14 protein-coding genes are annotated in these 13837 nt (G+C 61.8%); 2 read left to right on the forward strand and 12 right to left on the reverse strand.

Annotation, left to right across the window (positions count from 1 at the left end; translation table 11 throughout):
• Positions 1–9: 9 nt before the first annotated feature.
• The 8 genes from M52SOB_RS06375 to mltG all read right to left on the reverse strand — a co-directional run bounded on the left by M52SOB_RS06375 (position 10) and on the right by mltG (position 7501).
• The gene (locus tag M52SOB_RS06375) at positions 10–1509 is read right to left on the reverse strand and encodes a protein kinase domain-containing protein (RefSeq protein ID WP_131111091.1); all 1500 of its coding nucleotides are present in this window, start codon (positions 1507–1509) and stop codon (positions 10–12) included.
• A complete protein-coding gene (locus tag M52SOB_RS06380) occupies positions 1506–2582 on the reverse strand; it encodes a hypothetical protein (RefSeq protein ID WP_131111092.1) in 1077 nt (358 codons plus the stop codon). Before M52SOB_RS06380 ends, M52SOB_RS06375 begins: the two co-directional genes overlap by 4 nt.
• A 141-nt stretch (positions 2583–2723) precedes the next feature.
• On the reverse strand, positions 2724–3407 hold the full coding sequence (locus M52SOB_RS06385; protein WP_131111093.1) for a tetratricopeptide repeat protein: 684 nt from the start codon (positions 3405–3407) through the stop codon (positions 2724–2726).
• Positions 3408–3455: 48 nt separating this feature from the next.
• Positions 3456–4085, reverse strand: a complete 630-nt coding sequence (locus M52SOB_RS06390) for an ankyrin repeat domain-containing protein (RefSeq protein WP_172601762.1) — start codon at positions 4083–4085, stop codon at positions 3456–3458.
• A gap of 11 nt (positions 4086–4096) precedes the next feature.
• Positions 4097–4879, reverse strand: a complete 783-nt coding sequence (locus tag M52SOB_RS06395; protein ID WP_131111095.1) for a TatD family hydrolase — start codon at positions 4877–4879, stop codon at positions 4097–4099.
• On the reverse strand, positions 4876–5886 hold the full coding sequence (gene holB, locus M52SOB_RS06400; protein ID WP_131111096.1) for a DNA polymerase III subunit delta': 1011 nt from the start codon (positions 5884–5886) through the stop codon (positions 4876–4878). The genes M52SOB_RS06395 and holB overlap by 4 nt, the downstream gene beginning before the upstream one ends.
• Positions 5886–6500 (reverse strand): dTMP kinase, encoded by a 615-nt coding sequence (tmk, locus tag M52SOB_RS06405; RefSeq protein WP_131111097.1) that lies wholly within the window; start codon positions 6498–6500, stop codon positions 5886–5888. Before tmk ends, holB begins: the two co-directional genes overlap by 1 nt.
• Positions 6497–7501: an endolytic transglycosylase MltG gene (gene mltG / locus M52SOB_RS06410; protein WP_131111098.1), complete on the reverse strand. Its 1005-nt coding sequence runs from the start codon at positions 7499–7501 to the stop codon at positions 6497–6499. The genes tmk and mltG overlap by 4 nt, the downstream gene beginning before the upstream one ends.
• Positions 7502–7544: 43 nt before the next feature.
• On the opposite strand from mltG, the gene ygfZ reads away from it, so the two are divergent.
• The gene (gene ygfZ / locus M52SOB_RS06415) at positions 7545–8426 is read left to right on the forward strand and encodes a CAF17-like 4Fe-4S cluster assembly/insertion protein YgfZ (protein WP_172601763.1); all 882 of its coding nucleotides are present in this window, start codon (positions 7545–7547) and stop codon (positions 8424–8426) included.
• A gap of 3 nt (positions 8427–8429) precedes the next feature.
• A complete protein-coding gene (locus tag M52SOB_RS06420; RefSeq protein WP_131111100.1) occupies positions 8430–9197 on the forward strand; it encodes an NRDE family protein in 768 nt (255 codons plus the stop codon).
• Here the strand turns inward: M52SOB_RS06420 and M52SOB_RS06425 are convergent.
• From M52SOB_RS06425 to ppdK, 4 genes are all read right to left on the reverse strand, one after another.
• Complete coding sequence (locus tag M52SOB_RS06425) at positions 9170–9649, reverse strand: L,D-transpeptidase (protein WP_131111101.1); 480 nt, start codon at positions 9647–9649, stop codon at positions 9170–9172. The two genes, M52SOB_RS06420 and M52SOB_RS06425, sit on opposite strands and share 28 nt — an antisense overlap.
• Positions 9649–10113: a tRNA adenosine(34) deaminase TadA gene (tadA, locus tag M52SOB_RS06430; RefSeq protein ID WP_131111102.1), complete on the reverse strand. Its 465-nt coding sequence runs from the start codon at positions 10111–10113 to the stop codon at positions 9649–9651. The genes M52SOB_RS06425 and tadA overlap by 1 nt, the downstream gene beginning before the upstream one ends.
• The gene (locus tag M52SOB_RS06435; protein WP_131111103.1) at positions 10110–10766 is read right to left on the reverse strand and encodes a DsbA family oxidoreductase; all 657 of its coding nucleotides are present in this window, start codon (positions 10764–10766) and stop codon (positions 10110–10112) included. Before M52SOB_RS06435 ends, tadA begins: the two co-directional genes overlap by 4 nt.
• Positions 10767–10854: 88 nt before the next feature.
• Entirely contained in the window at positions 10855–13653 is a 2799-nt protein-coding gene (gene ppdK / locus M52SOB_RS06440; protein ID WP_131111104.1) for a pyruvate, phosphate dikinase, read from the reverse strand.
• Between the last annotated feature and the right edge of the window lie 184 nt (positions 13654–13837).

The raw sequence follows: 13837 nt of genomic DNA on the forward strand, positions 1-13837 counted from the left end.
AGTTGTCAGTCACAATTCGTAATCCTGCACACCAGGGTCGATCGTCACCAGCAGCGCCTGGATCAGCATGACCACATCCGTTTTGTTGCGGGCGTCGATTTCGAACACCGGTGGCTTGATTTTGGGTACACGTGCTTCGTCGAGCAGGAAACGGTAATAGCTCTCCAGGTCGTGAGGTTGGTCGAGCGCCATGAAATTGACGCCGATGACGATTTTCGTCGCTGAGCCGACGGCATCGGCACACCATTTCAGATAAAACGCCAGATCGTCGAGCGGCGAAGGGCGCGAGTTGTCGATCAGGATCACCAGCCCCAAGACGCCCTTTTTGAGGATTTCCCACATGAAATCGAAACGCTCCTGCCCTGGTGCGCCATACAGATGGACTCGCTCGTTTGGCCCGATGTTCATGATGCCGTAGTCGAACGCGACGGTGGTCTTCTCCTTTCTCGATCGGGTCATGTCAGAGGCAGTCTGATCGGTGCCGACCACGGGCACATCGCTCAAGGCGCCGATGGCAGTCGTCTTCCCGACACCGACCGGCCCAATGAACAGGATCTTGTGGTTGCGCATGTGCTGGCGCGGCACATACGGCACGATGGTCGAGGTCACCGCGCCAGCGGCCTCGCCAGTTTCAAGCTGGGCGAGAACCGCACCGACACTCGCTGGCCGCTGCTCCGGACGCAGCGCCAGCAGGCTGTCGATGATTTCAAGAAAGCCAGATGAATAACGGCCTGCCGCGATTTTCGCCAAAGGCGCCATGGGATCCGGCAGCCCCTGCTCTACCGCCAACAAGCGGGTTTTCGCATCCACGGGCCGCTTGCCGGTGATGCAACGCCGCAGGGTCGCCCCCAAGGCATAGAGATCCGACCACGGCCCCTGCACTCCACCATCCTCATATTGTTCGAGCGGCGCATAACCAGGCGTCAATGCGCAGTAACCGTAGTTCGTGGCGGCGCCGAACTCAAGTTTCGCCGCACCGAAATCGATCAGTAACGGCACCCCGTCCTGGCGGATATAAATATTGCCCGGTTTGATGTCGCGATGCAGATATTTCTGGGCATGGATGGCGCGCAATCCTTCCAGCAAGGGTACGAAAATGCCGCGCAGCCAGGTTTCATCGAAACCCTCTTTCCGGCTGCGAGCAATCATCGCCAGCGTCGTTCCTTCCTCGTAATCCATCACGAAATAGGCCGTGCCATGCGCGTTGAAGTAACGCGAAATACGCACGATGTTCGGATGCTTGAGGCGGGCGAGGATGCGTGCCTCGCTGACGAAGGCTTCGAGGCCGAAGTGGTAAAGCTCTTCGTCTGCCGCCGATTTGAGCGTGACACGTTCGCCTTTGCGTATCGCCAGGTCAGCCGGAAAGTATTCCTTGATCGCTACCGGGATGTTCAGGTGCGTGTCCCAGCCCCGGTAAGTGATGCCGAAGGCACCGACGCCCAGCACGCCGTCGATACGGTATTCGTGCAGCAGTGTGCCTGGCGGCAAGGCATGGGCGGCTTGGCTCATCGCGTCATCAGCCCTTTCAGATAGTGCATGATGCGGCCGAGGAATTGGCGTTCTCCGTGTTCCGGCGGCGCTGGAGGCGGCTCGATCAGGTGATCGGCGGCGCGTTTGGCGAGATCGAGCAGGCCGATCGTGTGAGCACAGGCGCAAAATGCAAAGACGTGGCGTTGCGGAATCTGCAGGGCTTCGGCAACCCGGCCCATGCTCATCGGTTGCTCATTCAACAGTGCGGCGATGCGCATCGCATCCGGCAGTTCCAAGAGGCGGGTGAGGTTGGGCCAGTGTCGCAGATAGACCCGCACGTTCGGCGGCAGATTGGTCGGCAATCTGCCACGATAAGTCCAGGCCGCCACCTTCCAGAGCAGGACGTCCGGATGGACGGCCATCGGCCCCGGCGCGGAGGCGCCATTGCCTGGTAGTTTCTCGAAAAACAGCATCCCATCGGGAAACGCCACTTGGCTCAAACGCTGGAGCGAGGCATCGCCAACCGGCACGGCCACTGCTTGTCCGCGTGGATGAAAAATAGCAAGCGTGTTTTCTTTGTATCTGAGAGCGATCGGTTGATCGTCCTGCTTCGCTTCTGCGAGCACCATCTGCAGCGCTGCGAGCAAACGACCTTCGAGCGACAAGAACAGTTTGCTTACCTGTGCTTCGTCGTTGCAATCGATGTCTTCGGCCGTACCGCATACCGCTGAAAGATCCTTCCCGGGAGGAGTTGCCGGCGATTCGCCTGTCTCGGGTTCCCTTTGCTGCAGGCGCAAGGTGGGAATCCTTTGTGTCTTCTCCTCGCCTTCTGTTTCCGCCACCAGCCCCGGAGATGGAGCGACAACAGGCGCGGCGATCGAGGCTGATGTGGGCAGGGGTGGAGTTTTCTGCGAATCCGATTCGATCTGTTCGGCCAGTCGCCGAATGGTTTCGATCAGCTGTTCGATCCTGATTGGCTTGGCAATTGTTGCTGCGACGCCTTCCAGCTCGATGCCCGCGGCAGAAATGGCGATGGCCGGACAGGTGGGGCGTTTTTCATGAAATGCCTGCCAAAGCTCCCGGGCACCGACGCTATCGGCATCGATGATCACCAAGTCGGCTCTGCCACCATCGGCCAAGCGGGCCATGGCCTTCGCCGGTCCGGCAAAGGCCATCGCAAAGGTATTGCGCATCCGCTCATTGACACCCAACAGGTCGACCGTCAATGGCAGCGTCTTGCGTTTCATGACAGCTTAGCGGGAAACATCAGTGGCTTCCCAGAGAGGGCGCACGGCTTCTGGCAGTGGCTCGATCTGTTTTCTCATGCTCGTCATTGCCGAGTAATCGCGTGCGCGTCGGTAGATGTCCAGCAAAAGACGCGTCGCCCCGACGTCGCCCGGATTGGCTGGCAGGTATTTTTCGAGCAAAGAGCGTGCCTCATCGACTTGCCCGGCCTCCAAATGATCCAGCGCCTCGGCCAACAGTGTGGCATTCCCGCCCTCTGATTGACTTGTGGGGATTCCTCGATTGGCCTGACGGATCACGATGGCTGGGGGAAGAGGCCGGGACGCACCAGCGGATTGCCTCAACCCCTTCAGACTCTGGCTATCGAGCAGTGGAAAACACAGCGTGAGCAGGCGGGCGCGCAAGCCCGCTCCCCTGTCTCCCAACACGCGGAATAGATCCTGCAAAGCTTCCGCGGTAACCTTTTTTTGCCGGTACTCGCGGGCGAGCAATATGCGCCGGACGTGGGCGAGCAGATCGGCGGGCTGCCGCGCGATCCGGTGTTTGAGGAAGTCGAGATAACGTTCGGCATGCGCGGCGGACGGCAACACAGGGCAGAGCCTGCCGTGACAATCGAAAAAAGCCGGTTGCCAGTCATCCAGCGGCGGAACGAACGGTTCGTAAATAGGCTTGTGGACCAATGACTCGTTCATAAATTGGAAATATAAGCGAAACCCTTTCAGCTGATAAGGTTTTTTTCATCAGCGAGCCCCGGCTCGTTGCAAAAACTCGACGATCTCGGTGTGATTCGCCTTACGGGCCATGTCGAGCGCAGTGCCTTCCTGGCTGTCGATTTCGTTGAGCTCCGCGCCGGCACCGACGAGCAGACGCACCATTTCCAGATGACCGCGTTTGGCCGCCAGCATCAAGGCGGTGGAGCCGTTTGGGGCCACGGCATTCACCTGTGCGCCGGCGGCCAACAAAAGCGCGGCGATTCGCGGGCGGTTTTCGAAGGCGGCGTAATGCAGCGCCGTCCAGCCCGGCGTGTTCGGATCGGCCTTGCGGTCGAGCAGCAGTTTGGCAACCGCCTCATGGCCGCGCAGGGTGGCGAGCATCAATGCGGTGTCGCCGTAACGGTTGCGGCGGTTGGGGTTGGCACGGTTGTCGAGCAGAAAGCGCGCCAGTTCCAGATTGTTTTCGCGGGCGGCGATCATCAGCAGCGTGTTGCCCTGGGCATCGGTGGTATTGACATCCATGCCGCGCCGCAACAGGTCGATCACCTTGTCGGTCTCGTTCTGCTCGGCCGCGTGCAGGATGTCTTCATACACGCCGGCGACGGCGGGAAAGACAAGCAAGACATGCACGAGTAACAGGATCAGGTATTTTTTCATCGGCTGCGCTCTCATCGGCTGGCATGGCTGAAAAGCTTAAAGAAATTCTCGGTCGTGGCTGCACAGATCGCATCGAGGTCCTGCCCGCGCAGCCGGGCGATCTCTTCGCCGACAAACCGCACATAGGCAGGCTGATTCACCTTGCCACGGTAGGGCACCGGAGCGAGATAGGGGGCATCGGTTTCGACGAGCATCCGGTCGAGCGGCACCATTTTTGCGACTTCCTTGAGTTCGAGCGCATTTTTGAAGGTGACGATGCCCGAGAACGAGATGTAAAACCCGAGATCGAGCGCGGCGCGGGCGATCTCGGCGCTTTCGGTGAAGCAATGGAAGACGCCGCCGACCGCCTCTCCCCCCTCCTCTTTCAAGATGCCCAGAGTATCGGCCGCGGCCGAGCGGGTGTGGATGATCAGCGGCTTGCCGCAGATCCGGGCGGCGCGGATGTGGGTACGAAAACGCTCGCGTTGCCACTCCAGATCACCCTTGAGGCGATAATAATCGAGACCGGTTTCGCCAATTGCCACGACCTTCGGATCATTGGCAAGTTCGGTCAAAGCTGAGATATCCGGTTCTCGTGCCGAAGATTCCGTATCCGGATGCACACCGACAGCGGCAAAGAGGTTGGGCGCCGAACGGACGAGCGCCAGCATCGCCGGAAAACGCTCCAAGGTGACGCCGGCGCACAGCGCCCAGCCGACGCCCGCCTGCGCCATGGCGGCCAGAAGGCTGTCGAGATTTCCCGCAAGCTCGGGAAAATCGAGGTGGCAATGGGAATCGACGAGCGGCGTGTTCATGAATTGAGCGGCTTGAATGCTCGCACGCAAAGGTCTTCGAGAAAGAGTCGCGGATTGAGTGGGTGATTGGCCCAGGCGCGTAATTGGGCTATTTGCTGTTGGGCGCGGACCAATGCGGGCAACGTGGTTTTCTGTGCGAGTGGCGCAATGGCATTGCGGTCGAAATAGCGTGGTGCGTGGCCGACCCGGCACATGCCAAGGTCGTGGAGCCATTTTTGCACGGTGACGACCAGATCCTCGATGCTGAGCCCTGCACCCTCTTTCACGAGCCCTTCCCAGCGCGCCGCGAGCGCGAGCGGTTCGACAGGCCGCTCCAAATCATTCACCAACTTTTCCAGGGCCTTCAGTCGGCCGCTGCGAACGGCATCGAAGAGCTGGAGCGGGGCATGACCAAAAAATGGCAGCCATTTCGCCTCCCCTGCAAGTTTTTGCTCTTCCAGCCAACGCCGGCTTTGTTCGAGGGGCTGAGGGCCGAACATCACGCGCCGCGAACGGCTCAGGAGGGTCGGCAAGAGATTGCGCCATCGATGAGAAATCATTATGAAATAAAAAGATGGAGAAGGTTCTTCGAGTATCTTGAGAAGAGAGTTCGCCACGATCGGGTTCATTGCTTCGGCTGGATCGATCACGCACACACGCGCGCCGCCGCGATGGCCACCGACGTGGAAGAAGTCTTCCAGCTCGCGGATCTGCTGGATGCGAATCTGGCGACTGGCTTTTTTCTTTTCCGCTTCACCCTGGTTTTCGCCCTCCTCGGCCGCGCTGTCGGCTTCGGGCTGCACGAGCCGAAAGTCTGGATGCTGGCCATTGGCCATCATCACGCAGGAAGGGCAGCGACCACAGGCAGGCTCATGGGCGCCACGCGGCGTTTCACAAAGAAGCCGGGCCGCCAATGCTTCCGCCAGTTCCCGTTTCCCAACCCCGGCCGGACCAGCAAACAGCAGGGCATGGGGCAGGCGCACCCCCTCGCCCGTCAGACTTCTCCAGATCTGATCATTCAATATCATCAATAAGTTGAGAATATATTTTCAAGTTCATTCTGAATACGTGCACAGTTCATACGGGCATCGATCACCTTCACCCGCTCGGGCATCTGTCGCGCCCGGTCGAGGTAGGCGGCGCGCACGCGCTCGTGGAAATCTCGCTGCTCCTGTTCAAAACGGTCGAGCTGCCGTGCGGCGCCGGCTATGCGCTGCATCGCGATCTCGACCGGCAGATCGAACAGGAGCGTCAGATCGGGCTGGAAACCACCTTGTACCCAGTTTTCCAGTTGCTGGATCTTGTCGTGGGACAGACCCCGCCCGCCGCCCTGGTAGGCGAAGCTCGCATCGGTGAAACGATCGCAGACCACCCAGTCGCCGCGCTCGAGGGCCGGCCAGATCACCCGCTCGAGATGTTCGCGACGGGCGGCGAACATCAGAAGAGCCTCGGTTTCGAGATGCATCGGCTCGCTAAGTAACAGTTCTCGCAGCTTCTCCCCCAGCGGCGTGCCGCCCGGCTCACGCGTCTGGACGACGGTACGCCCGCGGCTACGCAGGAAATCGACCAGCCAGGCGAGATGCGTGCTCTTGCCGGCGCCGTCGATGCCTTCGAGCGTGATGAATTTGCCCCTTCCCGTCACTTTTTTCCCAACTGGTATTTGGCTACCGCGCGATTATGCTCCTCCAACGTGCGCGAAAACACGCTGGAACCATCCCCGCGGGCGACGAAGTAGAGGAAATCGGTCTTCGGGGGATGCAGTGCCGCATCGATCGCGGCCATGCCCGGCAGACAGATCGGCGTCGGTGGCAAGCCGCTGCGGGTATAAGTGTTCCAGGGGGTGTCGGCCTCTAGATCGCGCTTCCTCAAGTTTCCGTCGAATTTCTCGCCGAGGCCGTAAATCACGGTTGGGTCGGTCTGCAACGGCATGCCGAGTTTGAGACGATTGACGAACACCGAGGCGATCTTGCCGCGGTCGACGGCGAGGCCGGTTTCCTTTTCGATGATCGAGGCCATGATCAGCGCCTCGCCTGGGTTACGATAAGGCACTGAAGGATCGCGATTTTCCCAGGCGCTGGCCAAGCGGCGCTCCATGGCGCGGTAGGCGCGCCGATAGATGTCGAGATCGCTCGAACGACGGGCGAACAGGTAGGTATCCGGGAAGAAGCGGCCTTCGGGATGCGTTTCGGTCGCGCCGATGCGCTGCAGGATCTCGGTTTCGGTCAGCTCCTTGCTGTCGTGACGCAGATCGGGATGGGCGTCGATCAACCTGCGCATGTCCCGGAAAGTCTTTCCCTCGACGATGACGATCTGGCTCTGGGTCACGTCGCCGGCGGTGAGCTTTTCGAGCAGTTGCCATGCCGTGATGCCAGCGCCGATTTCGTAAGCGCCGGCCTGGATGTTACGGTCGCGGCCGGCCAGCCGGCCGAGCAGCGCGAATTGCCACGGCCGGATGCCGACACCGGCCTCTGCCATCACCTGAGCCGCCCCTTTGAGTCCAAGACCGGGACGGATGTCGAAATCCACCACCCCGTCGGGGTTGAGTTGCAAGGGGATGGCCGCAGATGCGAACCAGGCCAGCCAGCCGGCGAAAGCCGCCGCGAGCAGGAAGGCCAGCCATAATAAGCGTTTGAGCAGTCGCATACGAGGCGGCTATGATAGCCGCTTCAATGATTGGGGATTTTGCATGAGCCAGAGTACCTTCATTCCGCTTTCCGACCACGGCTTGATCCGCGCCAGCGGCGAGGAAGCCGCAAGCTTCCTGCACAACCTGCTGACCAACGACATCAACCACCTGCCGACCAATGGCGCGCGTCATGCGGCACTGTGCACCGCCAAGGGCCGCATGATCGCCAGCTTCCTGATCTGGCGCGAGGGTCCGGATTTTCTTCTGCTGCTCTCGGCCGACATCCTGCCGGGTATCCTGAAGAAACTCTCGATGTACATCCTGCGCAGCAAGGTCAAGCTGAGCGACGTCAGCGCTGAGCGCAAGCTGATCGGCGTGCTTGGCGGCGACATCGGTCCGGCCGAGCCGATGACGACCGCGCCATGGGAAGGCGGCACGGTAATCCGCCTCGATGCCGGACGGGCGGTCCTCGCCCTTCCCGCCGGTGCCGACCTGCCGGCAGCAGAACAGAGCGGCGAACTCGCCCGATGGCATCTGGCCGAGATTCGCGCCGGCATCCCACGCATCGTGGCGGCGACGCAGGAGCTGTTTACCCCGCAGATGGTCAATTACGAGCTGCCGGCCGTCGGTGGCGTCAGTTTCCAGAAGGGCTGTTATCCTGGCCAGGAAATCGTCGCCCGCACGCAATATCTCGGCAAGGTCAAACGCCGCATGTATCGGGTAAGGCTCGATCGGGCCTTTCCGCCGGGCACGAACGTCTTCACGCCCGAAGCGGGCGACCAGCACTGCGGCAGCATCGTGCTGTGCGCGCCGGCACCCGAAGGCGGTTTCGAGGCGCTGCTCGTCGTGCAGTCCTCGGGCATGGAAGCCGATGCCGTGCATGTCGGGTCGCCCGACGGTCCGAAAGCCGAACGCCTGCCTCTGCCCTATACCGTGGACTGAGTCATGTGCCTGATCCTCGTCGCCTGGCATGCCCATTCCGAGTTCCCGCTCGTGGTGGCGGCCAACCGTGACGAGTTTCATGTGCGGGCCACCGCACCGGCGGCCTTCTGGGAAGATCACCCACAGGTGCTCGCCGGTCGTGACCTCGCTGGTGGCGGCACCTGGCTGGGCATCACGCGGGCGGGGCGTTTCGCGGCGCTGACCAATTTTCGCGATCCGGCCAATCATCAGCCCTATGCACCGTCACGCGGTCGTCTGGTCGCCGATTTCCTCTGCGGCGAAGCCGACATCGATGCCTATCTCGATACCCTCGCACCCGATGATTACAACGGCTTCAACCTGCTGCTCGGCGACGGTCGGCGGCTGGTCGCCTTCAGCAACGTGACGCACGAGCGCCACGAGCTGGCGCCGGGACTCTACGGCCTGTCGAACGCGCTGCTCGACACGCCCTGGCCGAAAGTCGGCGCTGGCAAGACGGCACTGGAAGCCGCGCTGGCCCATCTTCCCGACGAACACAGGCTGTGGGCATTGCTGCGCGACGACCGCACCCACCCTGATCACACACTGCCCGCCACCGGCGTGCCGCTCGAATGGGAACGACTCCTGTCGGCGGCCTTCATCCGGGGCACGGACTATGGGACGCGGAGCTCGACCGTGCTGACCGTGAGTGCCGGCGGCGTCGTGACTTTCGACGAGCAAAGCTGGCTGCCTGGCGGCGTGAAAGGCGAGCGGCGGCGCTATCGTTACGCGATGATTTCCACTACGGTGTAAGGCGGCACGAGCTCGAACAGCTCGATGATGTCGGCGTTCCTCATGCGGATGCAGCCGTGGGATGCGGGAACGCCCATCGCGACGGTGTCCGGGCTGCCGTGGATGTAGATGTAGCGGCGCATCGTATCGACCTCGCCGAGTCGATTCTTGCCCGGTTCGCAACCGGACAGCCAGAGGATGCGCGTCAGGATCCAGTCCCGCCCCGGATGCGCGGCGGCGAGTTCCGGCGTCCAGAGTTCGCCGGTCGGCCGGCGGCGCACGAACACCGTGTTTGCCGGCGCACCCGCGCCGATTTTCGCGCGGATGATGTGCTTGCCGCGTGGCGTGCAAAAACTGCCACGCTGCTCGCCGGCGCCTTTTCCCGCGGTAGAGACGCTGTAACGCCGCAGCAGCTCACCATTCGCAGCAAACAGTTCGAGGGTCTGGGCAGGCAGGCTGATGCGGATGTGCATCAGGCCACTTCCGTCTTCTGCCGCCGGGCGGCAAAAAAGGCTGACAGCAACGCGCCGCATTCCACGGCCCGCACCCCACCGACCACTTCGGCGTGGTGATTCAGACGCTCTTCGGCAAACAGGTCGATCACGCTGCCGGCTGCGCCGGTCTTCGGATCGCGTGCGCCAAAGACCACCCGCGCGATCCTAGCGTGGAAAATCGCGCCGATGCACATTGCGCAGGGTTCGAGCGTCACATACAGCGTGCAGCCCGGCAAGCGGTAATTGCCGAGCCGCGCCGCCGCATCCCTAAGCGCCATCACCTCGGCATGGGCAGTCGGGTCGTGGCGGGAGATCGGCTGGTTGAAGCCGCGGCCGATGATCGCGCCGTCGCGGACGACGATCGCGCCGACCGGCACCTCGTCGAGCCTGGCGGCCTCACGCGCCAGCTCGAGCGCAATGCCCATATAGTCGGCGTCGTTCATCCGAGGGCGAGCGCTTTCCTGATGCCGTCGGCCAGAATCGCCGGATCCTCGGCGCCGACGATGATCTGCCGGTTCGGCAGGATGAAGGTCGGCACCTGGTTGATGCCCATTGCCTGCACCTCGGCGGCCTTTTGCTTCACCCCCTCCTCGTCGGCGTTCGAGGCGAGATAGGCGCGAATGGTCGGGCCGTCGTAACCGCACTCGGCGGCGCAGGCGGTCAGCACGTCGATGTCGCCGATGTGCTCGCCGCGCTGGAATTGGGCGACATAGAGCCGCTCGATCAGCGCGTCGATCTTTGCCGGATCGGGAGCGACCGTCTGGGCGTAATGAACTAACCGGTGGGCCTTCAATGTGTTGGCGCGATATTGGATCTTCTCGAACGCGTAATCGATACCCCAGGCGCGGCCGGCTTCGCGGACGCGCGCCCAGAGTTGCTCGACTTTCTCCCGTCCGCCGAACTTCTTTTCCAGGAATGGAAGATACGGCTCGCCTTCGGGAGGGGTATCTGGATTGAGGAAGAACGGCAACCAGTGCTTGCGATACTGGAAGTCGGGCCGTTCACTGCGGATCAGGTCGACGGCGGCCACCAGCCGCCGGGTGCCGATGAAGCACCAGGGGCAGACGACGTCGGCAACGATTTCGATCGTAAACATGGCTTATCCTCGGCTGTCGGGAAGCTGCAAGGATAAACCATGTGCCGTGCCACCAGCGCCGAGTCTGGCGCAGGCGGCACGACAGAGATCAGGCGTTCTTCGTCACTTCGCCACCCTGATCGAGCAGCGCCGCCTGGGCCGCGGCCAGCCGCGCGATCGGCACGCGCGGACCGGAGCAGGAAACATAAGTGAGCCCGATCTTGTGGCAGAAATGGATCGAAGCCGGATGGCCGCCATGCTCGCCGCAGATGCCCACCTTGAGTTCGGGACGCGTCTTGCGACCCTCGGTGACGGCGAGCTTCATCAGCTCGCCGACGCCCTTCTGGTCGAGCACCTCGAACGGGTTGTCCTGCAGGATGCCCACCTCGGTGTAGTGCGGCAGGAACTTGTTCTCGGCATCCTCGCGCGAGAACGAGAATGTCGCCTGGGTGAGGTCGTTGGTGCCGAAGCTGAAGAATTCGGCATCCTCCGCCATGCGGCCGGCACGCAGACAGGCACGCACCACTTCGAGCATGCTGCCGAACTTGTAGCCGACGTTGATGCCGTGGGTCAGTTCGACCACCTTGTGGATGCGCTTCACATAGCCGTGGATGCGCACCAGTTCCTCGACCGTCGCCACCTGCGGCACCATGATTTCCGGATAGACCTCGATGCCCTCCTTGGCGCACAGCGCGGCGGCTTCGAGGATCGCCTGGATCTGCATCGAGTAGATCTCGGGGTAGCTGATGCCCAGCCGCACGCCGCGATGGCCGAGCATCGGGTTGACCTCGGCAAGCTGACGCACCTTCTTGAGGGTCTTTTCCTTCTTCTGGATCACGTCCTCTTCGAGATGGCTGTCCTTGAACTCGGTCATGCTGCGCGACAACTTGGTCAGGCCATCGGCATACTGCATGTAGAGCTTCGGGTTGAGGAGCTTCAAGGTCTCGGGCAGCTCTTCGAGCGCCTTCAAGGAATCCCGCAAATGGTGCAGGTGGGCGATTTCCAGCTCGAGTTGCGCGGCCGTCGGCAGGAACTCATGGAGCGGCGGATCCATCAGGCGCACGGTGACCGGCAGGCCGCGCATCGCCTTGAAGATCGCCTTGAAGTCGGCGCGCTGGATCGGCAGCAGGCGGTCGATCGCCGCCTGGCGTTCCTCGATCGTTTCGGCGAGGATCATCTCCTGCACGATCGGCAGCCGGTCGGTGGCGTTGAACATGCGCTCGGTGCGGCACAGGCCGATGCCCATCGCGCCGAACTCGCGCGCGCGCAGCGCATCTTCCGGCGTGTCGGCGTTGGCCATCACCTTCAGACGGGCGACCTGGTCGGCCCATTTGAGCAGCGTCGCCATGTCCTTGTTGAACTCGGCCTGCACGGTGGGCACCTCGCCCGCATAGACGTTACCCGTGCTGCCGTCGATGGTGATCACATCGCCTTCCTGCAGCGTGGTATCGCCGATGGTCGCCTGGCGGTTGACATCGTCGATGTGGATCGCTTCGCAGCCGGAGACGCAGGGCTTGCCCATGCCGCGCGCGACCACCGCGGCGTGTGAAGTCTTGCCGCCGCGACTCGTCAGGATGCCCTGCGCCTGGAAGAAGCCATGGATATCCTCGGGTTTGGTCTCTTCGCGTACCAGGATGATCTTCTCACCCGCCTTGCCGCGAGCCTCCGCCGTGTCGGCGTCGAAGACGATCTTGCCCGAAGCGGCGCCGGGTGAGGCCGGCAGGCCGGTGGCGAGCGGCTTGCCCTTGAAATTCGGCGACAGCTGGGGCACCAGCAGTTGTTCGAGCATCGCCGGATCGACCCGCAGCAGCGCCTTTTCCTTGGTGATCAGCCCTTCCTTGAACATGTCGACCGAGGTGCGCACCATCGCCGCCGCATTCATCTTGCCATTGCGGGTCTGCAGGCAGTAAAGCGTGCCTCGCTCGATGGTGAATTCGAAATCCTGCACTTCCTTGTAGTGCGCTTCGAGCCGGTTGCGCAGCTCGAGCAGCTGGCGGTAGATCTCCGGCATGTCCTGTTCCATCTCGGCGATGGGTTTCGGCGTGCGGATGCCGGCCACCACATCCTCGCCCTGCGCATTGACGAGATATTCGCCATAGATCTGGTTCTCGCCGGTGCCCGGATTGCGCGTGAAGCCCACGCCGGTACCGGAATCGTTGCCCATGTTGCCGAACACCATCGTGACGATGTTGCAGGCGGTGCCGTTGGCCATTTCCTTGGTAATCTTGAACTGCTTGCGGTAATCGACCGCACGCTTGCCGTTCCAGGAGCGGAACACTGCGCCGATGGCGATCTCGAGCTGCTTGTACGGATCTTCCGGGAAGGGCTTGCCAGTGTGATCCTTGACGATCTGCAGGAACTGTTCGGAGAGTTCGGCGAGGTGTTCGGCTTTCAGATCGACGTCCTGCTTGACGCCGACCTTCTGCTTCATCGCCAGCATCGCCTCGTCGAAGGGCTTGTCCTCCAGCCCCAGCGCGATCTTCGCGAACAGCTGGATGAAACGCCGATAGGCATCGTAACCGAAGCGCGGATTGTCGGTGAGCTTGATCAAGCCCTGCAACGTGGTCTTGTTGAGCCCCAGATTGAGGATCGTGTCCATCATGCCCGGCATCGACATCGCCGAGCCGGAACGCACCGAGACGAGCAAGGGATTGGCTGCCCCGCCGAACTGTTTGCCGGTCTTTTTCTCGAGCGCCTTCATGTGTTCGAGGATTTCCTCCCAAGCGCCCTTGGGCAGCTCGTCATGTTCGAGGTAGGCCAAACAGGCTTCCGTGGTGATCGTGAAGCCGGGCGGTACGTTGAGGCCGATCTGCGTCATTTCGCAGAGGTTCGCCCCCTTCCCGCCCAACAGCATCTTGTTTTTGCCGTCGCCTTCCTCGAAGGCATAGACGAACTTCTTGCTAGCCATTGTTTCCACTCCCGGTTGATGGAAACGCAGAATGAATGATGCCTTCTTCTGCATTTCCTTATTGGACAAATTATCGTTGCTGCAAAGCAGCACGGGGCGTAAACATATCAAATCATCGCCATTTCGGGGAGGTTTTCCAAGCGCTGGCTGGCCGGGTATCCTGCGCGCTTTTTCGGGAATTGCC

Source organism: Sulfuricystis thermophila (genome assembly GCF_004323595.1).
GTDB classification, from domain to species: Bacteria; Pseudomonadota; Gammaproteobacteria; order Burkholderiales; family Rhodocyclaceae; genus Sulfuricystis; species Sulfuricystis thermophila.